Here is a 23,105-nt window from a genome sequence, read left to right on the forward strand (position 1 = left end):
TGTCCGATACCCGGAACATGAATGGTATTATCGCAGCGGAGAGCCGTATGCAGTGAAAGCTGCACGTACGGTTCGGCGGGGGGGTCAGGGCTGACTCTTTGAGCAGCACCAACCCTACCCGACTGGAGGAATCGATGGGACCATGCGAGGCCGATTGCCCTGCCCGAATCCTCCGCCTCTTGTCGCCGACCGCCAAGGAACACGCGCTCGACTGGCGACGCCGGTGCCTTGAGCGGTTGCGTATGCACGGCCGCAAGGTGACGGATGGCATGCGGCTCCGGTTTCCACGCCCGATATCATTCGGCGATGGTCATAGCGGCACCGACTTCATCGTGATGAAGAAGGGCGAAAAGATCACCTTCCGCAACGGCGATGGACGCGGTTACTACCGCATCACCGGCTTTCGCGACATGTCCTGGACGGTCGTGCCCGAGACCAAGGTCCACCGCACCGTCTTCGCCGCAGCACCCGCTGCCGCGATAGCAGCATGACGGAATTGACCATGCCCGACGATACTTCCCTTTCGCCGCTGCGCCGCACGCTGTGCAGCCATGCCAACGCGATCCGCGTCGCACGGTGGATGCGCCGCGACGGGATCGACGCCGCGATCGTCGCTACCGACGATCCATTGCAGCCATGGCGGGTCATAGAGGCGACCGCCGCCAATCATCAGGACACCCGCGCATGCGCATGATCGTCGCCCTTGCCCTCGCCGTCGCCGCCTGCGGGGGTGTTGCCTCCCAGGCCGAAGACCAGTCGGTCATCCGCGCGGATGGCCGCGCGATCGACGGCGACACCGTATCTTTCGATGTCAGGCTTCTAGGTGCAGATGCCTTCGAGACGCGGCAGCTCTGCCGCAACACCGAAGGCTGCTGGCCCTGTGGCAAGGCCGCGCAGGACTATGCGTCGAAGCTGCTGAAGGCGGGGAGCAGCACCATACGGCTGACCGGCAAACAGAGCTACGGCCGCCCGATCGGCACCGTCGAGATCGACGGCCAGGACCTTGGCGAGAGCATGATCGCCGCTGGCCTTGCCGTGCCGGCGACCAGCTACCTGAAGGACGATCCGAGGCGTGCGCAGCGCTACGTCGCGGCCTATGAGCGCGCCGAGGCCAGACACGCCGGCGTCCACGCCGGCTACTTCGTCGATCCCGCCAAATGGCGTCGGGGCGAGCGTCTCTCCTGCGAACGCAGCTCCCGAGATCGCCGGGGCGGCTAAGGGCGGAAAGAGAGGAGGGGGCGGGGAGGGGCATCGATCAAGGAGAAGATCATGCCCGCTTTCGCTTCCACGCCCGCACCCGTGCATACGCTGTGGGACACGCCTGAAATGGCCACCCAGCGCCTGGCCGGCATCTGGTCGGTAAGGACCCGCTCGCATGGCGGCTTTGTCCTGTCCGACGAGCGCCAGGCGGCGATGCCCGAGCCGCTGCGCCTCGACAGCATCTACTATGAGAAGCACATCGACTGGACGCTCGTGATCCTCGCCTTCGAGGCCGAGTTCGCCGCGTTGAAGGACCAGCACTTCGATCTTGAACGCGGTCTTGCTCACCAGACGGCGCGACACTGGCGGCCGGAGCGCTACGGCAGCTTCACCGGTCAGGTCATCACCCCCAGTGACAGCTACGTCCTGAAGAAGGTCGAAAGCATCGAGGCGGCGATCGGCGAGATCGGCGTGCGTTCCGCCTCTGGCGATTGGGCAGATTGGGTGCCGTCCGGCAAGGTCGGGGTTTACGGCCAGCGCATCATCGGCTGCGACCACCTTGGCTTCACCCAATATGACGGGCCGGACTTCAAGGGCCTCTGCGATGCAACACGCTACGATAGCACCCGGCCGGTCAACACCTTCGCGGCGCTTGGTGTGCAACTGCTGCCATAAGCAACGGCGGTGCCGTAACACATTGTCATGAGGCAAATCGACGCATATCATTTGCGCTCGATTATCATGCTTAGGGCCGTCGAAAGTCACGACGTTCCCGCTTTCATCGCCAAAACTGGAAAGGCACTTTGCCATGCCATTTTTACCGACGACGTTGTCAGATTTCCTGAAAATAGCCTTATGCCTGCTGCCGATCGCAATAGGCGTTTGGGCAATACGTCGCGATGAAAAGAAATCAGCCGCGTACACGAACGTTGCGGTCCCGGCAGATGAACTGCGTGATCTGATTTCGACGATCTCTGAAGAACGGTTGCGGCCGACGGTCAGGGAGATGGTCCGCGTGTACGCAGCGGAACGTCCTGTCACGAAGAAGATCTACGACAAGATTGTCTTGCAGGCCAGAAACGAGGCGATTTCACGCGATCAGGTCGCATCCCTCTCCACTGCGAACGCCTGAGCTTCTCCCTAACGACTGAAACCCGGCCTGCCGTACCAGGCAGGCCGTCTCTCCGACCCGAGGCCAAACAGCCGTTTCCGGAACCCGAGGCATCCTTCCTGCCGGCATGCCATAGCGCCCAGCCCCGAGGGGCTGACGATACGAGCGCGATGCCGGTGTTGCGGAGAAAAGAGGGGGGTGAGGGGTGTGCGCAAGAGAAGCGCGCGGTCCTCATTTCGGAGCATGCGTCGATGATTTACGATGTGCCTTTCCGCCACCAACAAGCGCTGGACCCGAGCGCTCTGACCACCGTCACCGCAACCCTCCACGCGATCGAGAAGGCGGTGGAGGATTGCCGCAACGCCGGCGTCAGCCCGGAGAGCGATCCCGCCGTGGCGCTGCTGACCCGGCATATGGCCACCGTCTCGGCCAACCGCGCCGATGAAGGTGTGCTGCGCGCCGCCTGCACCCGCCGGGTCGAGGAACTGAAGCGCTTCCCGACCTTGCTGGCGCTGGCGATCCGTGGTGTCGAATATGACGCCGCTGCCAAGGCCCGTTTTCACGAGGACGGCAAGCGCGCCATCCTGCTGCTGGCGAGCGCGCTTGGTTTGGGCGTCGGATCCTATGAGGTCCGTTCGGTCACCGGCACGGTCGACCAGTCCGGCTACATCCTGCTCGCCGCAACCGACGTCGCCGTCATGCTGCAGATCGGCGCGCGTCACGAAGGTCGTGAGGTATCCTACCGGGCGGTGTCGGGCGGTCTTGAACAGCCCAACCGCTTCGCCTCGATCCGCGACCTGCTGAAGCCCGACCGCTTCGCCGACCGGCTGTGCCGCGATCTTGGCCTCAGCCGTCCCGGCCGGCCGAATGACCTCCCCACCCAGCTTGCCGCCTGAAGGAGGGCTCCGATGGATATCCAACACGCGCTCGGCGTCGCAAGGGCCGACGCCGCCCACCTCTCGCGCTACATGGACCGGCGAGAGCGCTTCCTCGACATGCTCGACTGGTCGTTGCTGACCGAGAGCCAGGCGCGGCAGGCGTCGATGCTGGATGAGCTGCTCGAAGACGACTTGGCCGCGGCCGGTCGCTACATCGACTGGCTGATCGACCGCCAGACCCGCGATAATGCGCCGCTGCCGGGAGTGATGCGCTTTGCGCCGTATCCGCGCCCGTGGCACGCTGAATGGATCACGCTGGCAGCCTGACTGATTGGGGGATCAAACGATGAGCCGTCATACCTTCGCCGGCAGGGCCGGCACCACTGTTGCTATCGGCTGGGATCGGCCGTTGGGCAGCTTCTTTGTACAAGTCACCAAGCCCCACCCCGAGGAAGAGGGGGAGACGGACATGTTGGTCTGGCTCGGCACGATCTTCGGCGAACTTCCCACCGCAGCGGCTGCTATCGCCGTCGCTGCATCCCATGCCGATCTGCCGGACACGCTTGGCGCAACGCTTGAGACGGATCGCTTGAAGACGGTGGCCACGTCTGACGGTCCGGCTCAAATCGCAGCCCGGCCTTTCCTCAAGCGGTCCTGAAGCGCCCGCAAGGGCAATGGAGGGGAGGGAGATGGGGTTGTTGATCCACGGTGGATCGACGGAGAAACCCCATGTCCCACATCTTCGATCTTGGCGGCGCGCCTGCCAATGAGGAATGCGCCCAGCTCGGGCAGACCATCGACTTCGACGTGGCCAATACGCTCGAGGTGATGACCTACAAGCTGGCGATCATCGCCCGCCACGGCATGCCCCCGGAAGGGTGCAAGCTGATTGTCCACAACAACCGCCACGACTTCGGCTGCTATCGCACGCTCGCCCTGCGCATCGAGGACGAGGACAGCGAGGCGGTCGCAGCCTATGCCCAGGCCGTAGAGGAAGGTCTCGGCTCCTGGATCGAGGCAGGGTTCACGCCGCCCGTCACCTATGCCGGCAAGGTCGCCACGATCGAACGCGCCGAGCATGCGGAGCTGGTGATCGGCGCGCTGCTGACGACGCGGCCGAACCCTGACGGGACCTTCCCGGTCGCCGACTTTGCCATCCTGCACGGCAACCTCGCCGCTGCCTTCCCGGAACAGGCCGAAGCGGCGCGTCAGCGCCTCACCGCCGCCTGATCCAGCCCAACCCCCGCAATCATGGCACGCCGGCTTAACCCCGGCGTGACCGGAGAACGCCCGTGTCCAACAGCTACACCAAAGCCGCCTTCTGCATCCTCATGTCGCCGGCGGATGCGACGATGCTCAGCCTCGCCGTGAAGGCGATCGATATCCTTGATACCGTCAGTGATGACGAGGACCTGAAGCTCTCGTTCGATGCGCTTGGCGTGCGTTTCGGCGAGGTGTTTCCGGCCAAGGGGCCGAACGCCTTCGGCAGCTTTCTCGATCTGATCGACGATCCTGCCCATCCCAGCCTCGGCTGCGACATCGACATCGAGGAGCCCGATACGGAAGGCCGGTGTGCGGTCACCTTCAGCGGCGAGCAGGTCGAGGTCGAGGCCGTTGCCCGGCTCATCTTCACCGCCTGCAAATCGGCGTTGCCCTGCGCGTTCGAGTGGGCGCACGGCATGGATCGTCTCCGCGTCGGCGAGTTCGGAGGCGGCTGCGTCGTCATCACGGTGGCCGGCATCGACTACCATAACACCCGCGATATCCTCGATCGCGCCATCACCCGCACGATCGCCGAATCCGATGAGGCCGTGGACGGCTTCGTGCTGGCGCTTGCCGACCAGGAGCATGGTCTGAGCTTCTGGAACAACGATCATGGCTTCGGCCGGCTCGGACTGGCGACGGTGTTCAGCGAGGACGAGGCGGCACGCTTCGACAAGCCGATCGCGCACAGCGAGCCGGAATGGCTGGCGATGCCGGCGCCGCTCGCCTTCTCCTGAAGGACCGAACCCATGCTGATGATGACAAACCAGCCCGCCGGGATTGCCCCGGCGAGACCGATCCTGTGTGCCCTGCAGCCAAGGTCGCCCGAGGCCGTAGAGCGGGAGACCTTCGATCCAACGGAGGCTCGCTGCTGGCTGACGCGCGGGCGCTCAGTCGAGCATGCCAATGAGCTGGCCCGGATATGGCGAGCCTTCCCGGATTTGCCGGCAACGGCGCCGCTCGATGATCGCATGGCGCGAGGCCGCGAGAGGATCGCCGAGATGAAACCGCTAAACGACGCGATCAGTGCCGCGGTCGAAGCCGAGCGCCAGACGCGCAACTTCGGCCTTATGGAGCAGCAGCTTGCAGACGGGACCATCGACGATCGCGAGCTTGCCGTGCTGCGCGGTCGCGATGACCATGGCTATGACTGGGATGTCGCCGTCGCCTATGCCAGCGGCTGGACCGCGGCGCATGCCGGTTGGGAGCATCGCTTCTATTCGGATGGCTCGCACCGTGAGGCGGCGAAACGCGACGCCTATGATCGTGGTTTCAGCGATGGTGGCGGGGACCAGGCCGACCTTTTCGACGCCGCCCGCCGCAGCAACCTCGCGGCGCTTCGCCGGGACAATCAGCCCACGGCCCTTCCATCAGCGCGGATCGCTCGCCCCGCACCGAGCAGCTGGCCGAAGCCCAGCGATCATGCCCGCCCGACCCGGTGGTCGCGCCGGCTGCTGATTGTTTCGGACGCCACCATCGAGGAGGTGACGCCGGGGCTGATGCGGGTGACCGGTCTTCATCTGACCGACGAGGTTCGCGCCCGCGCGGGCACTGAGGCAATGACGATTGTCACGATCGACCGCCATGCCGGTTTTGTCGTGAGCGACTGCCCGGTCGAGACGTCGGTGCCGATCGCCGCAGGCCGCGCCGATGAGATCATCGCCGAACCTCGCCACGGCGATGCGCTCCGCGCCATCCTTGCCGGCGTCGAGATCGATGACGTCCTGATCGCGGTGCAGGGAGACTATCTCCGTATCGTCGACGCCTTTGCCGGTGCGCTGCCGCTATGCGCGAACATGGAGCGGACGCAAAACTCGCTGCTGCAACAGCGTGCCCATCTGCGATGCTGGCTCGACCGCGGCTACGATGGCACTGACAATCTCGGCGCTGGCCACATCCGCTGGGGCAAGGCGATCAAGGGCCTGACCGGCAAGCTCGGCGAGTTCACCGCCCGCCATGTCGGACCCGCGCCGCGGCGTGGTCACCTGATCCGGATCGAGGCCGAAGGCGGCGAGCTGGCGCTTGGCTACGCCACGTCGACCGGCGAGCCGCTCGTGCCGGAGATCATCGTCTCCAACAAGACGAACATCCGCCGCGAGATGGCGGCTGCCCTGCGCACCTTTGGTGGCGCGACCCGGCTGATGGACGGGCGCGGCTGACGCCGACGCCACCCCCTTTCCCAACTTCATCCCAGAGGAGAATATGATGGCTGACATTCGCACCCTGACCGTGATGACCGAGGCCGATGCCAAGGCGCTCGGCTTTGCCGGTTACAACGACGTGCCGCACACGGTCATCGACCTGCCCGACGGGGCCTTCACGGTCAGCGCGAAAACCAGTGACGGCCGGCGCGTGACGTTTTGCTTCATGCCCTACGGCGATGGTCCGGCCCGGTTCGTCGATGTCCAGTACCATGAACGCGGCACCTCGATCCCGAATGGCGATGGCGGCCAGTCGCCGACATTCAACGCTTTCGGGATTACCAGAGAGGGTAAGCACGTTGTCGATGCCCGCGAACTGACCGAGGACACCAAGCCATCGATCTTGGTGCTGCTGCTCGACACCATCGAAGAGGAGCATGAGCGTGCCAGGGTGCTTGCGGGCGGCCCCAAGACATAGCCGAAGCGCACCTTCGGCGCGGGAGGGAAGGGGGATTGGGAAGGGAGACCGGAATAGACCGGACAGGACACCCTTCCCATGCGCATCCGCTATGTTGCCACCATCGTCGAAATGCTCCGCAAGGATGCAGGGACGCTGGCTCGCGAATACCTCTCCGCCCGCGACGCGGAGATCCACGAGTTCCTGAGCGAAGGAGACCGTGCCGCTTACGTCGATCTGGTATTCGCGTTGGGCCGTTTCCTCCACCGCCCCACCTTCGAGCGGGAGATCGCAGAGATCGATGCCGCCTGCGCGACTATCGAAGCTCAACCATCAGCCCAACATCTGATGCGGCCGATCGCTTGGCGGTTCGGGGACGGCACCACCTTTCCCGGCTATACCGATGGCGAATGCTGGAACGGCTTCATCAACGTCTGGGTCAGCATCGCCATCTGGCCCTATGTCCTGGCCGAGTTGATCGCCGGCGCTGACGGTGACGCGGCACTGATCGAGCAGTACCGCGCCATGCCCGAGGTCAACGGCATGGTCTCGCTGTCGCACGGCTTTGCCACCAGCGAGGTCACCCCGACCTGGCCAACCATGTTCGCCGATTATCCGCGAGGCACGATGATGCCGATCCCGGCTGGCTGGACGGAGATGAGCTGGCGCAATGAAACAGCGCCCAGCTTTGGCCCCTGTGTCGGGCCGATGGGCGAGGCTGCGCAAATCTGGATCGACTACGAGCAGCCCGCCAAGCGCGAGATACCAGAGTCCGAGCGCTTCACCTTCTGCCGGCGTGACGCGATCGGCGAACTGACCGTAGTCTATACAGGCGACGACTACGGCGAAGCCCTCCGTCACATCGCGATCGAAGTGCTGGCCTGCGACTTCGCTCACCGGCTGGCGCAACAACTCGACCCAGCCGAGTGGCGTGAGATGCGCATCCGCAACCGGAGCGTGGAGGCCGGGGTGTGTGCGTCGCACGACTTCCTCGACGCCAACATGGTCATGCTGGCGGCGTGGCAGGCGACCCGCGATCCTGCGGTCGTCGGTAACGGCGATGCCACTGCGCTTGGCTGCGACCTCGACCACGTCAACGCGGCGTGGACCATCGCGACCCGCGATTATCTGACGGCTTCTGACGAGGCAGCCCGGTTCGATGACTGGCGCGTCACCGGCCGCGATGTCCCGAGCCTCGCGGCTGAAGGCCATGATCTGGCGACGATCCCACCATCGGATAGCGCCGGCCGCGTCTACAAAGTCGGCTTCATCCAGGCGCACGGCAACGGCTGGATCGTCGACGTCGCGATCACCAGCGAGTGCTTCGAACACCTGATCGATGCCGAAGCCCACCTCTGGTCGGTCTTCGCGTCCAACGAGAGCCGTCACGTCTGATCGGCAGCACCACGATCGTCACCACCCATCATTCGAAGGATCGCGCATGTACCGTGTTCACCACTTCGCCTCGTCGCTGGAAGCCTATGAAGCGAGCCTTGAGGAAGGCCCGGTTCGCGAGAGCGATCTACTGGTCATCGCGAGCGAAGGAGTCGTCGGCATCGCATCGACCGACCCGATAGCCATCACCACCGCAAGCGGCGCATTGAAGGCTTTCCCGCCGATGAGCCGCGCCATGCTGCTGGCCGAGCTGGTTCACGATGCGACTGTGATTGGCCGGGCCGTCGATGAGGCGCTGCGGCACCGCCTGCCGGTAGCGGACCAGTTTCTAGGCTTTGCCGGTCCCTCGCATCTCCTGCGGTCGAGCGAGGTCCGTCGGACGCTCACCCACAGCGACATCATGGTCACGACCGACGCGCTCGATCGCCGGATCGCTGGTCTGCGCGATCGTGCCGTCACGGTCGATCCCGAAACTTCGGAAGGGCTCTTCCTACGACTGGCCCTTGGCCAGCTCGCCGGTGCCAGGGACCGCCTTGGCATCGATCCGACGCCGACCAGATAGCCCCGAGGCCCAAGGAGGGAGGGGGGAGGTGACAGGCAGATGCGGGGAATGGCCCCGCCGAGCCTGAGGATACCGCCATGCTCCCCGCCACCATTGCCACCAGCGTCGCACCGGAAACCATCGCCAAGGTCGGGCGACTGTTCAACGGGTCGGCACACGACGTGCTGAGTGAGCTGTTGCAGAACGCCCGGAGGGCTGGTGCGACGAACATCGTCATCACCACGGCAGGACATCCCGCCGATCGCCTGCTCCACGTCGTCGATGATGGCAGCGGTATCGCTGACCCGGCCGCAGTCGTGACGCTCGGCCGATCGGGCTGGTCTGAGGAAACACAGGCGCGCGAGGATCCCGCCGGCATGGGCGTGTTCAGCCTTGCCGGCCGCGACGTCATCATCCGGTCGTGGTCACAGCCAGAACGCCAGGGCTGGATGGCGCACATCCCGGCCGGCGCATGGGCAAGCAGCCGGCCGATCGCGATCTCGAACGATCCGATCGCATACGGCACCGCCATCACGGTACGGATACCGCACGAATGGTCAGACGGGCTGGATGAGGCCGTTCGGCAGGTGGCCTGCCATTATCCGCTGCCGGTCACCTTCAATGGCGAACCGGTCGAGCGTAGCGGCTGGCTCGATGGGGCGGTTCGCATCGAGGACTGGAACGGCTGCCGGATCGGCATCTACCGGGAGGAACTGAAGGTCAGCGGCAATCCGCGCCTGAACTTCCACGGCGTGACCATCGCGTGCAACCTTCCCACTATCGGCGAGGTCGGGCGCGGCCACCTCTGGAATGCGCGGGTCGATATCCTCGACTGTCCGGCGATCCAACTGGTCCTGCCGGCGCGCAAGGAAGCCGTGCAGAATGACGCGCTGGGCGACCTGCGCAGCGCGGTCACGGCAGCCATCTTTCGCACGATCGCGGCGCAGCCGTCGCATCGGTTGTCTTTCGACAACTGGTTGCAGGCGCAGGCGCTCGGCATCGAGATGCCGGAGGCAGAACCGTATCTGAACGGCTGGCTCCCACTGCACGCCGATCACGACGAGAATTATGCGAGCGGCAGTCGCATCACCGATCCCGCGATGGTCGTCATGCCCGAGATCGATAGCCTGATCGCCCAACCCGCCGCGCTCGCGATCGCCCGACACTCGCCCTTCGCCGGTCAACTGGTCAACGAGGAAACGGCCTTTGCCGGCTATCGCTGGTATGACGAGCTGGCGCGGGTCGGGACGATCGCGTTCTACGTCACCCAGGACGGCTGCACCTTCACGGTCGATGAGAACACCGGCGCTCCCGCCGATGCCGATCACGGCTATGTCGAGGGGCTGGAAATGTCCGCGATGCTTCATAGCGGCGGTGCCTTCAACGAGGTGCGCTGTGAGGCGGACGTGGCGTTCGCCCCGGACCATGACATGTCGTGCCGTATCGACGATCTGGCGATCTTCATCCGCCGTGGTGCCGAGCTGGTCGCCGGCGATGTCATCGATCTGACCCGTCGTGCGGCATTCGATCCGGATACCGACTGCGACGCCGCCACACCGCAGACCCAGCGGCTGCGCTTCACCCGCGACGCGACTGAACGGGTCATCGGCATTCTGGAAGGCAGCGACGCCGCGCTCGAGGTTCAGGTTCGCTCGCTGCTGTCGAATTACCGCTGGCTGGTCCCGGCCGATCGGACGGTGACGGTCACGATGACCAATGACGCACTGGCGGTAACGATCGTCGAGCGCACGACGGAGGGCAAGTGATATGGACGGCATGACCGACACGTCCACGCTGGGGAGCCCCGACGCACGTCTCGCCACCATCGCCCGCCTCAATGACCGGTGCCGACAGGGCCTCGATCGTACCGCCCGGATCGGGATCACGAGAGCCTGTCTAAGCACCTTCGCGGACAACCGCGCCGCAGAGATCGTCGCCCAGGCGGGGATTCTTGCCGCCCTGCGCGGCTACCGCTTTTCCGAGGCAGAGGCTGGAGAGCGGGACCGGGGAAGCTTCGAGTACCAGGGCACGACCATCTACTTCCGGATCGACTATTACGACGCCGCGCTTGAATACGGCTCGGAAAATCCCGCCGACGCCAGCATCACCCGGCGCGTGCTGACGATCATGCTGCGCGAGGACCTCTGACATGGTCGGGCAAAACCGAAAGGGTCATCGGCTCGATCTCCTCGCGCTGTTGGCACTGCAACCCGTCGACGAGGACTGGGAGGCTGACAAGGCTGGATGGCGGTCATTCGTCATGGGTAACCCATCCAGCTACGATCCAGGCAGTCGCCTACAGGCGGCATGGCAGCGCGGGTACGACGCCGCTGCGCGGAGCAGCGATCCCGTCGGGCTGATGCTGTGAGGTACGACCCCCGCATCGCCACCGTGCCCGAGCACGACTTCAACGAGCTGATGGCGATCGTCCGGGACCAGGCCGAGGTTAGGCCGCTCAGCGACGATGATCGCTGGCGGGCCGACTATGCCGAGGAGCAACGCCGGCGACGGATCGTCGGCTATCAGCAGGACCTCTTCACCAGCACCGCGATCACCCACTACCGCCGCGGTCCCGCCGCGCCGATCGTCGAGCGACCGCCGGTAGAAACCGTCGCGGCCAAGCTGGACCGGATCAAGGGCGACCCATTCGCGACCTTCGGCCCGCCACGCAGTGACCGCCCGTCAATCCTGACCCAGCGCCAGAGGCGGACGATCGTGGGCGGTGCCGCAAACTGCCTGTCCGTTCGCCAGCGGGTGACGCTGGTCGATGCCCCGGGTTCGGTTGATCCTGCCTTCGGCATCCACCGCTATATCGGCCGGAATGGCGTCATCTGGCGTCTGTGCGGGGAGACGTTCGCAGACCACTGCTACGTCTTCTTCGACACCGTCGGTGCCGAGCGGACCGCCAAAATCCACATGGTCGAGGTCCGCGACCTGCGGCCGCTGTCATGAGCTTCCGGCAACCCGACCTGTTCTACGGCGATCGCCGACCGCCCCGGACCTTGCCGCTAGAGCGGGCATATCGTCGGGAGGAAAGAGGGAAGGCAAAGGCGTTCGCATGGGAGAGCATGGGTGCATGGGTCCGGCACATGCACCGCCTGTTCGCGATCGAGAGCCCAAGCAGCGATCACTACGCTCGCACCCGCGAAACTGCCCGGTGCCTGACGGTCGACCGCATCCGGGAATGCCGGCACGACGATGACCTGGCGCGGTGCGAGACAATGTTGCTCGAGGCGCGGTCGGATTGGCTGTACGGCCTCGATCGCGCCTTTAACCGGGCGGAGCGGGGCACGCTGCTGGTCGAGGTTCGCAATCGGCGTCACCTGCTCAGCCTCGGGCGAACCGCTGCCAAACCAAAGGGGCCGCGCTTCGACGTGACCCTGTTGCCGGATGCGGCGCTGCTACGGCTGATCCAGACCCATGACGATCCCGGTATGATGGTGGCGCTGCGTGCCGAGAGAACCAGGCGTCAGGGTCGTGATAACGAAAACGGGGCCGGAACCGATAGCAGCGGTCCCGACCCCGTCGATCGAAGGATCCTCCGTCGAAACGGTGGATAGACTGGTTCAACGCGCTCGCGCCGATTCCGGTCCGCCATCCCCGTTATACGGATTATCCTCAATTTTCCATGAACGAGCCGTTCCGGCCGTTCCATCCGCCAAAAGGCACATCACCCGAAGGACTTCACCCGAAGGACATCAACCCCGAAGGGACATCAACATGACCGTCATTGCACTCTCAGGCGCCGGCAGGTCGCTTGCCTCGTTCGAGAACGCCTACGCCGTCGCCATCCAGCTTCGTGAGAACACCGGCATCGACCAGTTCGTGGTCCGCACCGACAATCCCATCCAGCCCTTCCGCGTCTCCCGGTGCCGGCCACATCACCCGGAGCATCTTCTCGCCCTGGTCGCCTGACCAAGGTAGCGTCGTCAGCCCTTAACCGTCATCCTGTCGAGGAGCTGCGCGGCCGTGAAGCCTTCGCACAGGTCGGCGTTCGTCGCGTAGATCACCGGCAGCTTCTGCTCGCGCATCACGGCGCACATCCGGCCACGGCGATAGGTCACGCTTTTCAGCCAGCACAGGTCCTCATGTGCCTGCTGGAACGGCGTATCGTACAGCAGATACCAGAGCCGCATCTGGAACGGGTTCTTCGCATCCAGGATTTCGGCCAGATCCTTGCTGCCCTCGCCATCGATCACGCCGTTGTCGGCATCGGCCGCCAGCGTCTCGAACGCTTCCTGAAGCTCGGTGATCGCAAGATAGGCCAGATCGAGGCCGATCCCGATCGTGGCGCCTGCCAGCACCCGACGATCGGCCGACACTACCGGGTCACCGTTCTCGTTCTTCTCGTTGTTGTTAAGCACGTCGTATAGCGGGAGGTCGTAGTCGTACCCCCGCATCATATCCTGGGCCTTCATCATTTCCTCCTTCGGGCGGGGCACAGGGATCGCCAAGATTGTCATGCGCGTGAGCGATCGGCCGTCGCATGACGAACATTGACAATCCCGCTGCCTGCGGCAATGTCTGAACGTCACGACATTGAAGGTCAAGCCGTCCATGCAAACTTTTTCCAGCCGTGATTTTCAACGCGAGCCGGGCCGCATCAAGCGTGCCGCGGTCGATGGTGCGGTCATCATCACCGAACGCGGCCGACCGATCATCGCGGTCATGCCCTTTGCGGAATATGAGCGCCTTAAGGCACCTCCCGGCAACATCCTCGACGCGCTCGACATGGACGAGGTCGGTGACATCGAGGTCGACTTCAGCCGGCCAGCGTCATTCCCGCGTCCGGCGGTATTCGACTGATGTACCTGCTCGACACCAACGTCCTGTCCGAGCTGCGCAAGCGGCGCAGCGGCAAGATCGATGCGGCCGTCGAGGCATGGGCCGGCAGCGTCGACCAGGCCGACATGTACCTCTCGGTCATCACCGTCATGGAGGTCGAGCTTGGCATCGTCCTTCTCGAACGACGCGATCCCCGGCAGGCGGGCGTGCTACGCCTCTGGCTGCACGAAAAGGTCATGCCGGCATTCGCCGGTCGCATCCTTCCCGTCGACACGCCGATCGCGCTGCGCTGCGCGCGCCTGCATGTCCCGGACACCAAAAGCGAACGCGACGCGTGGATCGCAGCGACCGGACTCGTTCACGACCTGACGATCGTCACCCGCAACGTCGCTGACTTCGCTGGCACCGGTACGGTGTTGCTCAATCCCTGGACGTATCAGACATGACGATGGAAACATTACCTGACGAACCTACGGTTCGTGACCTGATCCACGCGATCGGCGGGCTGACTGCCATACTGGTCGGGCATCTGGAAGTTGCCGGTGTCACCACCGCCACCCGGATTGCCGGCGATCTCGGTAACTACGCCGCCATCACCGCCGAGACGGAGAGCAACGCCGGTGACATCCTCGCCTATTGGGCCAGTGTTCTCCGAGACGTGGCAGACAATCACGGATAAAACATCACGATCAACTTCGTTTGCGTTTCAATCACGAAAGGGCGTCATCATGGCTGACCTGACAACTGAAGAAGCCAACTGGATCAGGGCGGCAGCCGCTGCCTTCCTCGCTATCCGCGTGGCAAGCCAGTCACGGCCTGATGAAGCTCAGACCCGCGACATCAATTCTCTGGCCGACGCCCTGCACAACATCGGTATGGTCGGCACCGGCAACAGCATGTTCGCTGACCTGCACACGCCGGAGGATCTGATCGAGGTCCAGAAGATCACCCAGCGGCTGCTCCACAGCTTTCAAAAGCCGGCTCCAACGAAGTCGTCGCTGCTCGAAGGTATGTTTCGAATGAAGCGACCCTGAAAACCGGATGGACTTGGGAAAACCCACGACTTTCGCTGAACGGAGTTGCGTCATGACTTCCAACCTCATGGATCGCCGGGCCGATAGTCTCCCGATCGGTAAGCCCGTCGTGAATAGCGCGGACATCAGCCGCAAGACGGTGCTGTGGCAGGGTTCAGAACTCGCCAAGCAGATCGCCATCGCCGCGCTGTTCGTCGCCTTCGCCGCCTACCTCATCATTGCGGCCTGGACCCAAGGGAGCCTTGGCCAAGGGCTTCTCGGCGCGGCGGGCCTGACGTTCGCGACCGGTGGATACATCGGGTACAGTCGCCGTCGCGCCAGCGCGCTGCCCTACCCGGCGAACAGCCTCTCGATCGCCTTGGAAAAGGCGTTGGACGAGGTCGAACGCATCTACAGCGCCCCGCGCCCGATTGCCGAGCGCCGCAACCGCCTTCAGGACCTCGTGCCGGCGCTGAACGAAGCCTTCGCCTCGTTCCTCGGCCGACCCTGCGCCAGCTTCCGCGATACGCCCCTTCGCCACGACAGCGAGCATGTCATCCCCGTCGAGCGTCAGTACCGCGAAGACCTGCAACGGCTGACCTGGCTCAACCGACCCCGCACCGTGCGCCACGACGTCGCCACCACCATCGGGGTCGACTGCCTGACCAGCTATCGTCGCGTCATGCGCAACCTTGGCGTCAACATCGATCTCCTCGAACCCTACGGAGTGCCGTCCTCGGCACCGCGGCCGCTACCGTCGCCTGCAGCCTCCGTCGCCGCCACGATCACCCCGATCTACCTCGCCGGGCTTGGTGCGCGCCTGGGCGAGCCGGCCCATCAGATCCTGCCGCCCCTGCGCCAGAAGCTGAACCGCTGCCTTGCCGCTTATTCACACATGCCGGACGCCGATCAGATCGAACTGGACGCAATCATCAACCGCCACTTGCCCGCGATCGAAACCGCGTTCGTCGACAAGTCCGAGAAAGGCACTGCTGCGGCTGCTGCGACTGACCTCACCGTCGATGCCATCAAACGGATCGATGCCACATTGGACGATCTGCTGGCTCGGAGCGCCAAGGGCGCGGACGATGCCTTCTCGACCGTCATCGGCTTTGTAGGGGCTCGACACCCGGCGCCATGACGCCGTGAGTTTTCGCCCTTGCGTCAATCTGTTCGCAGGTGCAGCATGGCGACGCCTTTCAGGCATCCTCTCCTAAAAGACCCTCCGGGCTGGCTCACGCCGGCCCTTTTTTTGTCTGCCGAACGCTACCCGGTGCGCCTTCACAAGCAGGGCGATCGTGATCCGTGGATCGCGGGATCACCTCGATCTGAAATCCTAGTTACGGCGTCAGTCGATCACCAAGGTCACGACGTTCGAGATCAATCTGACATTCCATGATCGTCCAGATCAATGCGGCCGCAGTCCGGTATCCATCCCAATCCGCATCGATCGCCACCCGCGTCCATGTCGTGACATGGGTACATGATATCTGCCGCTTTGCCTGGAACACTGACAGCAGCTTCGACAATTTGTCGCGGAGATCAGCGTCAGCATCCGCAAGCAGACGAGGGACTACCGTCTCACTGACGAACTTCGATCGGGCAAGACTCGCGCTGCTCAGCCGCGATCGTGCCGCATCAAGTTCAACGCTGTTCGGATAGGGCACCGCACACTGAAAGCGAATCTCATCCAGCCCCGCCCTGATTGTCCGGTGATGCTCCTCCAAAGTATGAAGCATCTCGTCCTCGCTCATACCGTCGAACCTTTCCCCGACGCACCCCATTCCGCGGCAAGGCTCATTCTGGCGGAGGAAAATCCGTCAGCACCCCATCAGATGGCGTTTCATCCATACCCAACGAATGACTTGAAAACTCGACTCACACCGGCCCTTGTTTCGTGCCGTTTTTGTCATGAGAGCGGAAGGTGGTTCACCGGGAAAACTAGGTCCATTCTGAAGATAGATTGCCTGCTGGGATCGTGACGATTTTCAGCCAAGAAGAGAAAGGGTTGGGACATCCCGCCCAAGGGGGCGGGACCGTTCAATAGTCGCCAAGAGGCTCCCCGAGCCCCGCGAAGAGCGGGTCTCGGCCCTTCGGGTACAATCACTTGTCGGGCTCCCGGGAGGTGCTGAGAGCCGCTCGTGCGCCAGTTTCGCGGATGGTGTGGGGCGGAGGGCAGCAATCTACCTCGACGTCACGCCCAGGACCACGACCACCGCCGGCAGCCTGCGGCTGTGGAATCATGCGCTAGGCGCATGATGAGTACTTTGTGGGCCTGTGTTCTCATCACACCCTTCGCCGTCTCTCAGTGTCTCGGCGTGCCAGACCCGTCCGGCGGGGTCGGCGTCAAAGTAGAATTGTCCTGACGGACAATGCTTTTGTTTGATTTGAAGACGCCTCAACAAGAATACCGGGCCTAAAGGCCCTACGGTTTCCACCGCTAAAGCGGCGGAGCCTCCGTCATTCGTGTTGACCCCGCCGGCCGTGCCTGCCTCTTGAGCCCCTGCGAGGACGGCTCCGGGTGCGATGAGAACAAAGGCCGGGCCTTGCCCATCAGCACAGTAGAAAAGGAATAGCCCGCTGACGCGGTCTATGCGTTGTTTGTTTGTTTATTTACGCTCCCTAGTCGGGAGCTATTTATGCTCGGACTCACCGTGTACGATGACTATAGTGTCAAGTAATCAATCCGTTTGGCTAAATAGAGGGGAGGGGGTAGAAAGAAGATGCCGGAGGGGAAAGGCCCCACGGACCGGCAAACAGGGGGACAGGCCCCCGCCTAGATGGAGTTAAGACTATGAACATCGGTCAGTTCAAGAGCGCCAACGGTCAGCTTATCGGTTCGATCGCAACCGCCACCATCGACCTCGCCCGCCTTGGCCTCCGCCCGGTCGAGAGCGACAACGAGCGCGCCCCCGCCTACGAAATCGTCACCCTGAACGTCGCCCGCCGCTGGGTGCAGATCGGCGCACTGTGGGAGTTGACCAGCAATTCCACCGGCGAAGTGTTCTATCAGGGTAAGCTGGACGACCCCAGCCTGTCCGAGCCGCTGCAAATCACCTTGTTCGGCAACAACGACGAAGGTTTCCGCGTCGTCTGGAACCGCCCGCAGCCCCGCCGCGAAAACATGGACGGCACCCGCCAGACCCGCCGCAAGGCCAATGACGACGGTTTCGGCACCGGCAACGCCACCGACAACGGCCAGCTTGCCGACGCGGACGAAATGCCCGCCTTCTAAGCCACTACCGAAAGACGGGCGGGGAGAGCGGCTGAAACGCTCCCCCGACCCTAATCGCCATCCCTGCCAAAGGTACGAACCATGACCAAGAAAACGACTTCCGACCGCTTTAACAGCTTTTCCGACATGGGCGAAGCCCTTGGGAACACCGACGCCGCCCGCGCCGAGGCAGCCCGGAAAGGTTGGGAAACCCGCCGCAACAACGCCGCCCGCAACGACACCCACGATTGCGACCCCGCCAACGATACCCCCGAGCATGACACCGCCAGCGACGAGCGCGCGGCCGAGATTGCCGAGAGCATCACCGAGGCGACCGCGACGACCAATTTTCAGGAAGCGTTCGGCGACGTTGGCGCGCTGTCCATCGTCGAGCTTGGCGGCGAGCGCGAAGAACTCGACATGCCGGAACCGCTACAGGCGCAGCACGATTGCGCGGCGATCATGGCGACCCTGTTTGACCTGTTGCGCGATACCCGCCTTGAGGCGAGCGCACAGGCCATCGCATGGGGTTTCGTCAATAGCTTCCACTTCGAGGCGCAGAAGCTGGAACGCGAGGAAGACGCGCTTTGCCGCGACCTTGGCGAGATGGCTCGCCGCTATGAGCCGTCCGAAATCTACTCGACCGAGATGGAGGAATTGCAGCTACGCGCCCACACCATGACCGAACGCCGCGCCGCGATCGAATGTATGCGCGACTATGCCGCCGACTGCTACCACGCGCAGTCCGGCCACCCTTGGTCCCCCGCACGCGGATCGAAGGTTTCCAGCGGCGGAACCGCCAGCCAGATTGCCGCCCTCGACTTCCTCAAAGCCCGCGCGCAGGACCACCGCGAGAAGCGCAACCCGACCGGCCCGCTTGTCGTCTTTTCCGGCGGACAGGAATGGCACGACCACGAACAGCTTTGGGAAAAGCTGGACCAGATCAAGGCCCGCGTGCCGCACATGACGCTTTGCACCACCGCCCAGCGCAAAGGTTGCGACATGATCGCGGCAGCTTGGGCATCCAGCCGCAACGTAACCGTGATCGCCTTCACCCCGCAAACGGGCCGCTATGGCAACCGCGCCGGGTTCGTCCGCAACGAACAGCTTGTGAAACTGGCACCGGTTGAAGCCATCGTCTGTCAGGGTTCGGGGCTGCAAAGCAATCTCTTGCAGGTACTGAAAACCGCCCGCATCCCAACCCACGCTTTCCCGATCAGCGGACAGGCACCCGCCCCGACCGCCCGCAACCGGCAGGCGAACGGCTAACCCCTTTCGGGCGGCGCAGCCCAGAGCGCGCCGCCCCCCTCTTTCCTTGGCAGGAAATCCCTCAGGCCAGCGACGGGCGACCCCCGGCGCTGGCCCTTTTTTACCAGCGTTGCTGTGGGGGGAACCCTACGGTTCCCCCCACGCCAGTCGGGCGGCCGCGCGGCACCCTTGGCACGGCCCCGTCGGGCCGCGCCTGGTCGCCGCGCAGCCGCCCGACTTCCCCCCTCCGGTAATGCGCTAACGCAGCTCCGTGGCGATCGCCGGCAAACTGATCGGACCTCGCGGGCGGGGATGGCGCGGCACCCGGCTCGCTCGCGTCGGGCAGGCCCTTCGGCCTGCCCCTGCTATGCATCGGCCGGGGAAGCACCGAGACGGGCATCGAGCCCGCCCCGGCGCTATTACGCGGCACCCTTGGCACGGCCCCGCCGGGCCGCGCCGCGTTCACCGCGCGTCTGGCCGGATCGACAGGCGGTCCCCGGCTCGCTCGCATCGGTCAGGCCCTTCGGCCTGCCCTTGGCTACGCATCGGCCGGGGAAGCGCTGTGACGGGCATCGAGCCCGTCCCGGCGCTGTCACGCGGCACCCTTGGCACGGCCCCGCCGGGCCGCGCCGCGTTCACCGCGCGTCTGCCCGGATCGACAGGCGGCCCCCGGCTCGCTCGCATCGGTCAGGCCCTTCGGCCTGCCCTTGGCTACGCATCGGCCGGGGAAGCGCCGTGACGGGCATCGAGCCCGTCCCGGCGCTGCTGGCGCGGGGAAGATCTATCTCTCTGTAGTCCCATCATGGCGGCCGGGGCGACAGGCCTCAAGGACGGCGGGGCCCCACCATTTTGCTGCGCAAAATCGTGACCCCCACCGCCGCTGGCGCGGCCGCTACGCGGTCCTTGACCCCTGCCACCCCGGCCACCGGGAGGACTTCGTCATCGACGAAGGAGGATCACATGTACAACGTCTCAGAAGCTTACGGTCACGACCACAACCCGTTCGGCGTCTACGATCTGGACGATGCCGCACTGGCCTCTCGCGCACGTGGTCTAACGTCGGAGATCGGCTCGCTGATGCGGACGCTGAACCGCTTCGAGGACTTCTGCGACCGCATCGATCTGAAGGCCCTCGACGAGAAGACGCTTGCCGGGATGTACGACACCGCATGTGGCACCGACTGGCGGGTGTACGAGGCCGGTAACGAACTGGATGCCGTCGAACTGGAGTTGAAGTCACGACGGGCAGCGGAAGCCCAATCAGAGAGCGTGCACGACGCGAGCCGGATGGACGATCCCAATTGGTTCTGGAACTTCTGACCGGGGGCCACGTGCCCCCTTTTTCATCGCGCCGGCATCCTGCTCGCTCGCATCGGTACGGCCCCTGCGGGCCTCCCCTTGCTACGCCTCGCACAGTGAAGCGCAAGGCGGGCATCGAGCCCGCCGTGCGCTGCTGCCGCGGGAGTAAACTCTCTCTCAAGTCGGCCCATTATCCCGGCCGGCGCGGCGAGCCTCAAGGACGACGGGGCCCCACCATTTTGCTGCGCAAAATCGTGACCCCCATCGCCGCTGACGCGGCCGCTACGCGGTCCTTGACCCTCGCCGCGCCAGCCTACCGCAACATTCGTCTTGAAGAAGAAGGAGGACGACATGCAGGTAACGTTGTTTCGCGCGCTCCGAAGCATTAGTATCGATGACGAGATCGCCCAGAAAGCGGTCGAAGCCGTCGAGGAGCATATCGAAATGGCCGTCGGACAAGCCGTGAAGCCGCTCGAAAACAAGATCGACACGCTGATGATCCAGATCGCGGCACTGTCGACCAAGATCGACACGGTCGGCACCGGCACCCAAACCGCCATCTCGAACATCAGCGGCGAGATGAAATCGGTCAAATGGGTCAGCGTCGGCACCACCGGCTTCATCGCCCTGTTCGGGGCAGCGGCAACCTTGGCCGCCAAGATGATCCTCTAGCCACATCGGGAGGGGCTTCGGCACCTTCCTTCATCGTCCAGACGATCAGGCCATCCGGGCGACCGGGTGGCCTTTTTCATGACCGGTACTGACCCACGCACGGCACCCGGCTCGCTCGCTACGGTACGGCCCCTGCGGGCCTCCCCTGGCTACGCCTCGGCGGGGGGAGCGCCGGTGCGGGCATCGAGCCCGCCCCGGCGCTGCTGACGACGTTTCCCGACCCCTGACGAACTGTCGCCAGCCCGCCTCGCACGCTCGCGCCGCAGCCTTCAAGCCGTGCACTCGCTACGCCTCGCGGGCGGGCCGTCGCGCAGGGTCAGCAGCGTCGCGAACACTCTCCGGAGAGGAGGGGGAAGGGGAGATGCGGTTTCAACGAAGGAGGTCGAGATGACCATCACTTTCCGCATCGAAAACGGCAGCGGCACCCTCCCCCCGAAGGCGGCGATCGTCACCCCCGACCAGCTCGCGTCGCTGCGCGATCTGCTCGCCGAACAGTCGCTACGATTGGGCATCACTATGCTGGTTCCGATCCACGGCGTCACCGGCGATCCGACCTTCGACCTCGAAGCTCGCATTTGCCCGCTCGCTCTGGCCAGCGTGTCGCAATGCTTCGACCATGACCCCGACGTGATCGCAGTTCTGGACGAAGCCCAATTCCTCGGCCGGCGGGTTCGCATCTGGCAGGCCGAACATGGCGGGGATGTCCGGATCAGGCTCTCACTAACCCCAGATGCCGCGCCGCAGCTGGCACTCACCGAAGCCCATGCCATGACGCTCCTGAACGGCCTTGGCCTCGATCGATCACGGTCCGGCGTCATCGCCATGACCGAGCTTCGTGATCGCCTGACCAGCCCCCGGATCAGGCGCCGTCTCGCCGCCGATCCGGCCATGGCATCCTATGTCGAAACCCTGACCGCCATGGCTGTCCTGAAGCCGATCGAGGGCGAGTGCCGGCTGGCTTGGATCTGACCGACCAACGACCCACTGACGGCATCGCATGGGACGCCCAGCCTGACGGCTGGCGTCCCATTCTTTTGCTTGGGAATGCCAAGCCGGCTGCGCCTCGATCCTTGGCAAAAGAATGGCCGCACAAGGTAGCAAACCCGTGCGGCCATTGGCATCGATCCCGGTCTCGAACCGGCTCAGGCTTTCGCCGTGATCCGCTTCTCGACTTCATCCATGCCCAGCGTCTTCACCGCATCCATCAACCGCTCCAGCCGGTCCAGTGGGAGCTTCAACAACCCTACCTTCTCGACCCTGTCGATCGCCGTGTCCCGAAGCTTCTTCTGATGCGCCTTGCGACGCTCCGCCAGCTTCAGTTCCTCGGCCTCGATCGCGGCCATTTCAGCGTCCAGTGACTTCGCCATTTTCCTTACCTTCTGGTCAGGCTGATCGGGCTCTGAACGGCACCAGTATAGCCAGCGATCGACCGGTCGAAAAGACCACGGCCAATCGATCCGAACTCACCCAAGGAAACCCTCATGACGATCATCGTCGAACAGGCCCAAGACACCCGCGCGAAGCGCAGGATCAATCCATCATTCCGCCCTCATGGCGGACCCCTGCCCCACGGAAACCCGGAGGCCTTACCCATCGACCTGAAGAAGCAGAAGGATCAGAGCAACACATGGAATCGGGACAACAAAGAAGCACACCGAACGCAAGCTACGCTTGCCCTTTCTCCGGTGTTTCCAGTTACTTACGGGTTTTCCGTTGCGTGCCACGTTGTGCCACGGAATGTGCCACGGCGTGCCACACTTCAAAAACCACGGATTTCGGCCCATTTTTTGTGGCACGGGGTGGCACGCTACTTGTGCGGAACCCTCCCGGAAGCTTGAACCGGCAAAGTTTGCCTGTTATACGGAGACACCTTCGCAAGACCCACCAG

At 64.2% G+C, this 23,105-nt stretch carries 34 protein-coding genes; 31 read left to right on the plus strand and 3 right to left on the minus strand.

Going from position 1 to position 23,105, the window contains the following annotated elements; genetic code table 11:
- Positions 1 to 134: 134 nt before the first annotated feature.
- From GV027_RS21960 to GV027_RS19675, 20 genes are all read left to right on the plus strand, one after another.
- The gene (locus tag GV027_RS21960; protein ID WP_443029568.1) at positions 135 to 491 is read left to right on the plus strand and encodes a DUF6927 domain-containing protein; all 357 of its coding nucleotides are present in this window, start codon (positions 135 to 137) and stop codon (positions 489 to 491) included.
- Positions 488 to 694, plus strand: a complete 207-nt coding sequence (locus GV027_RS19585) for a hypothetical protein (RefSeq protein WP_236559412.1) — start codon at positions 488 to 490, stop codon at positions 692 to 694. The genes GV027_RS21960 and GV027_RS19585 overlap by 4 nt, the downstream gene beginning before the upstream one ends.
- Entirely contained in the window at positions 685 to 1,218 is a 534-nt protein-coding gene (locus GV027_RS19590) for a thermonuclease family protein (RefSeq protein ID WP_159513322.1), read from the plus strand. The genes GV027_RS19585 and GV027_RS19590 overlap by 10 nt, the downstream gene beginning before the upstream one ends.
- Positions 1,219 to 1,269: 51 nt before the next feature.
- Positions 1,270 to 1,875 (plus strand): DUF7007 domain-containing protein, encoded by a 606-nt coding sequence (locus tag GV027_RS19595; RefSeq protein ID WP_159513323.1) that lies wholly within the window; start codon positions 1,270 to 1,272, stop codon positions 1,873 to 1,875.
- Positions 1,876 to 2,008: 133 nt separating this feature from the next.
- Entirely contained in the window at positions 2,009 to 2,332 is a 324-nt protein-coding gene (locus tag GV027_RS19600; RefSeq protein ID WP_159513324.1) for a hypothetical protein, read from the plus strand.
- A gap of 149 nt (positions 2,333 to 2,481) precedes the next feature.
- Positions 2,482 to 3,207, plus strand: a complete 726-nt coding sequence (locus GV027_RS19605) for a hypothetical protein (RefSeq protein WP_236559413.1) — start codon at positions 2,482 to 2,484, stop codon at positions 3,205 to 3,207.
- Between the two features lie 12 nt (positions 3,208 to 3,219).
- Positions 3,220 to 3,516, plus strand: coding sequence for a hypothetical protein (locus GV027_RS19610; protein ID WP_159513325.1), 297 nt, complete (start codon positions 3,220 to 3,222; stop codon positions 3,514 to 3,516).
- A 19-nt stretch (positions 3,517 to 3,535) separates the two neighbouring features.
- Positions 3,536 to 3,847 (plus strand): hypothetical protein, encoded by a 312-nt coding sequence (locus tag GV027_RS19615; RefSeq protein ID WP_159513326.1) that lies wholly within the window; start codon positions 3,536 to 3,538, stop codon positions 3,845 to 3,847.
- Positions 3,848 to 3,918: 71 nt separating this feature from the next.
- Positions 3,919 to 4,419, plus strand: a complete 501-nt coding sequence (locus tag GV027_RS19620; RefSeq protein WP_159513327.1) for a hypothetical protein — start codon at positions 3,919 to 3,921, stop codon at positions 4,417 to 4,419.
- Between the two features lie 122 nt (positions 4,420 to 4,541).
- On the plus strand, positions 4,542 to 5,189 hold the full coding sequence (locus tag GV027_RS19625) for a hypothetical protein (protein WP_236559414.1): 648 nt from the start codon (positions 4,542 to 4,544) through the stop codon (positions 5,187 to 5,189).
- Positions 5,190 to 5,453: 264 nt separating this feature from the next.
- Positions 5,454 to 6,611, plus strand: coding sequence for a hypothetical protein (locus tag GV027_RS19630; protein ID WP_236559415.1), 1,158 nt, complete (start codon positions 5,454 to 5,456; stop codon positions 6,609 to 6,611).
- Between the two features lie 46 nt (positions 6,612 to 6,657).
- On the plus strand, positions 6,658 to 7,071 hold the full coding sequence (locus tag GV027_RS19635) for a hypothetical protein (RefSeq protein ID WP_159513329.1): 414 nt from the start codon (positions 6,658 to 6,660) through the stop codon (positions 7,069 to 7,071).
- Positions 7,072 to 7,149: 78 nt separating this feature from the next.
- On the plus strand, positions 7,150 to 8,445 hold the full coding sequence (locus GV027_RS19640) for a hypothetical protein (protein WP_159513330.1): 1,296 nt from the start codon (positions 7,150 to 7,152) through the stop codon (positions 8,443 to 8,445).
- A gap of 46 nt (positions 8,446 to 8,491) precedes the next feature.
- Positions 8,492 to 9,007, plus strand: coding sequence for a hypothetical protein (locus tag GV027_RS19645; protein ID WP_159513331.1), 516 nt, complete (start codon positions 8,492 to 8,494; stop codon positions 9,005 to 9,007).
- 77 nt (positions 9,008 to 9,084) lie between these two features.
- Positions 9,085 to 10,752 (plus strand): ATP-binding protein, encoded by a 1,668-nt coding sequence (locus tag GV027_RS19650; RefSeq protein ID WP_159513332.1) that lies wholly within the window; start codon positions 9,085 to 9,087, stop codon positions 10,750 to 10,752.
- Between the two features lie 10 nt (positions 10,753 to 10,762).
- The gene (locus GV027_RS19655) at positions 10,763 to 11,134 is read left to right on the plus strand and encodes a DUF3768 domain-containing protein (RefSeq protein ID WP_159513333.1); all 372 of its coding nucleotides are present in this window, start codon (positions 10,763 to 10,765) and stop codon (positions 11,132 to 11,134) included.
- A gap of 1 nt (position 11,135) precedes the next feature.
- Positions 11,136 to 11,354 carry a hypothetical protein gene (locus GV027_RS19660; protein ID WP_159513334.1) on the plus strand — a complete coding sequence of 73 codons (219 nt, stop codon included), beginning with the start codon at positions 11,136 to 11,138 and terminating at the stop codon, positions 11,352 to 11,354.
- On the plus strand, positions 11,351 to 11,938 hold the full coding sequence (locus tag GV027_RS19665) for a hypothetical protein (protein WP_236559416.1): 588 nt from the start codon (positions 11,351 to 11,353) through the stop codon (positions 11,936 to 11,938). Before GV027_RS19660 ends, GV027_RS19665 begins: the two co-directional genes overlap by 4 nt.
- Before the next feature lie 137 nt (positions 11,939 to 12,075).
- Entirely contained in the window at positions 12,076 to 12,546 is a 471-nt protein-coding gene (locus GV027_RS19670; protein ID WP_159513335.1) for a hypothetical protein, read from the plus strand.
- 160 nt (positions 12,547 to 12,706) lie between these two features.
- Positions 12,707 to 12,901, plus strand: a complete 195-nt coding sequence (locus tag GV027_RS19675; protein ID WP_159513336.1) for a hypothetical protein — start codon at positions 12,707 to 12,709, stop codon at positions 12,899 to 12,901.
- A 14-nt stretch (positions 12,902 to 12,915) separates the two neighbouring features.
- Here the strand turns inward: GV027_RS19675 and GV027_RS19680 are convergent, their stop codons facing one another.
- Positions 12,916 to 13,404: a hypothetical protein gene (locus GV027_RS19680; protein ID WP_236559417.1), complete on the minus strand. Its 489-nt coding sequence runs from the start codon at positions 13,402 to 13,404 to the stop codon at positions 12,916 to 12,918.
- A gap of 121 nt (positions 13,405 to 13,525) precedes the next feature.
- Here GV027_RS19680 and GV027_RS19685 point away from each other — a divergent pair, with 121 nt between their 5' ends.
- From GV027_RS19685 to GV027_RS19705, 5 genes are read left to right on the plus strand one after another with little or no spacing between them, the layout of a single operon-like run.
- Complete coding sequence (locus tag GV027_RS19685) at positions 13,526 to 13,792, plus strand: type II toxin-antitoxin system Phd/YefM family antitoxin (RefSeq protein ID WP_159513338.1); 267 nt, start codon at positions 13,526 to 13,528, stop codon at positions 13,790 to 13,792.
- Positions 13,792 to 14,217 (plus strand): type II toxin-antitoxin system VapC family toxin, encoded by a 426-nt coding sequence (locus tag GV027_RS19690; protein ID WP_159513339.1) that lies wholly within the window; start codon positions 13,792 to 13,794, stop codon positions 14,215 to 14,217. The genes GV027_RS19685 and GV027_RS19690 overlap by 1 nt, the downstream gene beginning before the upstream one ends.
- The gene (locus tag GV027_RS19695) at positions 14,214 to 14,450 is read left to right on the plus strand and encodes a hypothetical protein (RefSeq protein WP_159513340.1); all 237 of its coding nucleotides are present in this window, start codon (positions 14,214 to 14,216) and stop codon (positions 14,448 to 14,450) included. The genes GV027_RS19690 and GV027_RS19695 overlap by 4 nt, the downstream gene beginning before the upstream one ends.
- Positions 14,451 to 14,499: 49 nt before the next feature.
- Entirely contained in the window at positions 14,500 to 14,805 is a 306-nt protein-coding gene (locus tag GV027_RS19700; protein WP_159513341.1) for a hypothetical protein, read from the plus strand.
- Positions 14,806 to 14,857: 52 nt separating this feature from the next.
- On the plus strand, positions 14,858 to 15,925 hold the full coding sequence (locus GV027_RS19705) for a hypothetical protein (protein ID WP_159513342.1): 1,068 nt from the start codon (positions 14,858 to 14,860) through the stop codon (positions 15,923 to 15,925).
- Positions 15,926 to 16,124: 199 nt separating this feature from the next.
- On the opposite strand, the gene GV027_RS19710 is transcribed toward GV027_RS19705, so the two are convergent.
- The gene (locus tag GV027_RS19710; protein WP_159513343.1) at positions 16,125 to 16,538 is read right to left on the minus strand and encodes a hypothetical protein; all 414 of its coding nucleotides are present in this window, start codon (positions 16,536 to 16,538) and stop codon (positions 16,125 to 16,127) included.
- A 1,040-nt stretch (positions 16,539 to 17,578) separates the two neighbouring features.
- Between GV027_RS19710 and GV027_RS19715 the strand changes: the two genes are divergently transcribed.
- From GV027_RS19715 to GV027_RS19735, 5 genes are all read left to right on the plus strand, one after another.
- Complete coding sequence (locus tag GV027_RS19715) at positions 17,579 to 18,019, plus strand: DUF736 domain-containing protein (RefSeq protein ID WP_159513344.1); 441 nt, start codon at positions 17,579 to 17,581, stop codon at positions 18,017 to 18,019.
- A gap of 81 nt (positions 18,020 to 18,100) precedes the next feature.
- A complete protein-coding gene (locus GV027_RS19720; protein ID WP_159513345.1) occupies positions 18,101 to 19,267 on the plus strand; it encodes a DUF2493 domain-containing protein in 1,167 nt (388 codons plus the stop codon).
- 939 nt (positions 19,268 to 20,206) lie between these two features.
- Complete coding sequence (locus tag GV027_RS19725) at positions 20,207 to 20,566, plus strand: hypothetical protein (protein ID WP_159513346.1); 360 nt, start codon at positions 20,207 to 20,209, stop codon at positions 20,564 to 20,566.
- Between the two features lie 330 nt (positions 20,567 to 20,896).
- Positions 20,897 to 21,217 (plus strand): hypothetical protein, encoded by a 321-nt coding sequence (locus GV027_RS19730; protein ID WP_159513347.1) that lies wholly within the window; start codon positions 20,897 to 20,899, stop codon positions 21,215 to 21,217.
- A 387-nt stretch (positions 21,218 to 21,604) separates the two neighbouring features.
- A complete protein-coding gene (locus GV027_RS19735; protein ID WP_236559418.1) occupies positions 21,605 to 22,186 on the plus strand; it encodes a hypothetical protein in 582 nt (193 codons plus the stop codon).
- A gap of 173 nt (positions 22,187 to 22,359) precedes the next feature.
- On the opposite strand, the gene GV027_RS19740 is transcribed toward GV027_RS19735, so the two are convergent.
- Entirely contained in the window at positions 22,360 to 22,560 is a 201-nt protein-coding gene (locus GV027_RS19740) for a hypothetical protein (RefSeq protein ID WP_328799527.1), read from the minus strand.
- A gap of 138 nt (positions 22,561 to 22,698) precedes the next feature.
- Here GV027_RS19740 and GV027_RS19745 point away from each other — a divergent pair, with 138 nt between their 5' ends.
- Complete coding sequence (locus GV027_RS19745) at positions 22,699 to 23,055, plus strand: hypothetical protein (protein ID WP_159513350.1); 357 nt, start codon at positions 22,699 to 22,701, stop codon at positions 23,053 to 23,055.
- Positions 23,056 to 23,105: the final 50 nt, after the last annotated feature.

The organism is Sphingomonas sp. T1 (genome assembly GCF_902506585.1).
Taxonomy (GTDB): domain Bacteria; phylum Pseudomonadota; class Alphaproteobacteria; order Sphingomonadales; family Sphingomonadaceae; genus Sphingomonas; species Sphingomonas aerolata.

What these genes read in the sequence shown, in the direction of transcription:
- GV027_RS19695 (WP_159513340.1), top strand. Translation starts at nt 14,214, where the DNA reads ATGACGATGGAAACATTACCTGACGAACCTACGGTTCGTGACCTGATC.
- GV027_RS19660 (WP_159513334.1), top strand. Translation starts at nt 11,136, where the DNA reads ATGGTCGGGCAAAACCGAAAGGGTCATCGGCTCGATCTCCTCGCGCTG.
- GV027_RS19735 (WP_236559418.1), top strand. Translation starts at nt 21,605, where the DNA reads ATGACCATCACTTTCCGCATCGAAAACGGCAGCGGCACCCTCCCCCCG.
- GV027_RS19600 (WP_159513324.1), top strand. Translation starts at nt 2,009, where the DNA reads ATGCCATTTTTACCGACGACGTTGTCAGATTTCCTGAAAATAGCCTTA.
- GV027_RS19595 (WP_159513323.1), top strand. Translation starts at nt 1,270, where the DNA reads ATGCCCGCTTTCGCTTCCACGCCCGCACCCGTGCATACGCTGTGGGAC.
- GV027_RS19675 (WP_159513336.1), top strand. Translation starts at nt 12,707, where the DNA reads ATGACCGTCATTGCACTCTCAGGCGCCGGCAGGTCGCTTGCCTCGTTC.
- GV027_RS19635 (WP_159513329.1), top strand. Translation starts at nt 6,658, where the DNA reads ATGGCTGACATTCGCACCCTGACCGTGATGACCGAGGCCGATGCCAAG.
- GV027_RS19680 (WP_236559417.1), bottom strand. Translation starts at nt 13,404, where the DNA reads ATGAAGGCCCAGGATATGATGCGGGGGTACGACTACGACCTCCCGCTA.
- GV027_RS19690 (WP_159513339.1), top strand. Translation starts at nt 13,792, where the DNA reads ATGTACCTGCTCGACACCAACGTCCTGTCCGAGCTGCGCAAGCGGCGC.
- GV027_RS19740 (WP_328799527.1), bottom strand. Translation starts at nt 22,560, where the DNA reads ATGGCCGCGATCGAGGCCGAGGAACTGAAGCTGGCGGAGCGTCGCAAG.
- GV027_RS19630 (WP_236559415.1), top strand. Translation starts at nt 5,454, where the DNA reads ATGAAACCGCTAAACGACGCGATCAGTGCCGCGGTCGAAGCCGAGCGC.
- GV027_RS19585 (WP_236559412.1), top strand. Translation starts at nt 488, where the DNA reads ATGACGGAATTGACCATGCCCGACGATACTTCCCTTTCGCCGCTGCGC.
- GV027_RS21960 (WP_443029568.1), top strand. Translation starts at nt 135, where the DNA reads ATGGGACCATGCGAGGCCGATTGCCCTGCCCGAATCCTCCGCCTCTTG.
- GV027_RS19730 (WP_159513347.1), top strand. Translation starts at nt 20,897, where the DNA reads ATGCAGGTAACGTTGTTTCGCGCGCTCCGAAGCATTAGTATCGATGAC.
- GV027_RS19700 (WP_159513341.1), top strand. Translation starts at nt 14,500, where the DNA reads ATGGCTGACCTGACAACTGAAGAAGCCAACTGGATCAGGGCGGCAGCC.
- GV027_RS19590 (WP_159513322.1), top strand. Translation starts at nt 685, where the DNA reads ATGCGCATGATCGTCGCCCTTGCCCTCGCCGTCGCCGCCTGCGGGGGT.
- GV027_RS19705 (WP_159513342.1), top strand. Translation starts at nt 14,858, where the DNA reads ATGACTTCCAACCTCATGGATCGCCGGGCCGATAGTCTCCCGATCGGT.
- GV027_RS19715 (WP_159513344.1), top strand. Translation starts at nt 17,579, where the DNA reads ATGAACATCGGTCAGTTCAAGAGCGCCAACGGTCAGCTTATCGGTTCG.
- GV027_RS19725 (WP_159513346.1), top strand. Translation starts at nt 20,207, where the DNA reads ATGTACAACGTCTCAGAAGCTTACGGTCACGACCACAACCCGTTCGGC.
- GV027_RS19640 (WP_159513330.1), top strand. Translation starts at nt 7,150, where the DNA reads ATGCGCATCCGCTATGTTGCCACCATCGTCGAAATGCTCCGCAAGGAT.
- GV027_RS19605 (WP_236559413.1), top strand. Translation starts at nt 2,482, where the DNA reads ATGCCGGTGTTGCGGAGAAAAGAGGGGGGTGAGGGGTGTGCGCAAGAG.
- GV027_RS19650 (WP_159513332.1), top strand. Translation starts at nt 9,085, where the DNA reads ATGCTCCCCGCCACCATTGCCACCAGCGTCGCACCGGAAACCATCGCC.
- GV027_RS19745 (WP_159513350.1), top strand. Translation starts at nt 22,699, where the DNA reads ATGACGATCATCGTCGAACAGGCCCAAGACACCCGCGCGAAGCGCAGG.
- GV027_RS19720 (WP_159513345.1), top strand. Translation starts at nt 18,101, where the DNA reads ATGACCAAGAAAACGACTTCCGACCGCTTTAACAGCTTTTCCGACATG.
- GV027_RS19655 (WP_159513333.1), top strand. Translation starts at nt 10,763, where the DNA reads ATGACCGACACGTCCACGCTGGGGAGCCCCGACGCACGTCTCGCCACC.
- GV027_RS19615 (WP_159513326.1), top strand. Translation starts at nt 3,536, where the DNA reads ATGAGCCGTCATACCTTCGCCGGCAGGGCCGGCACCACTGTTGCTATC.
- GV027_RS19620 (WP_159513327.1), top strand. Translation starts at nt 3,919, where the DNA reads ATGTCCCACATCTTCGATCTTGGCGGCGCGCCTGCCAATGAGGAATGC.
- GV027_RS19710 (WP_159513343.1), bottom strand. Translation starts at nt 16,538, where the DNA reads ATGAGCGAGGACGAGATGCTTCATACTTTGGAGGAGCATCACCGGACA.
- GV027_RS19645 (WP_159513331.1), top strand. Translation starts at nt 8,492, where the DNA reads ATGTACCGTGTTCACCACTTCGCCTCGTCGCTGGAAGCCTATGAAGCG.
- GV027_RS19670 (WP_159513335.1), top strand. Translation starts at nt 12,076, where the DNA reads ATGCACCGCCTGTTCGCGATCGAGAGCCCAAGCAGCGATCACTACGCT.
- GV027_RS19625 (WP_236559414.1), top strand. Translation starts at nt 4,542, where the DNA reads ATGCTCAGCCTCGCCGTGAAGGCGATCGATATCCTTGATACCGTCAGT.
- GV027_RS19610 (WP_159513325.1), top strand. Translation starts at nt 3,220, where the DNA reads ATGGATATCCAACACGCGCTCGGCGTCGCAAGGGCCGACGCCGCCCAC.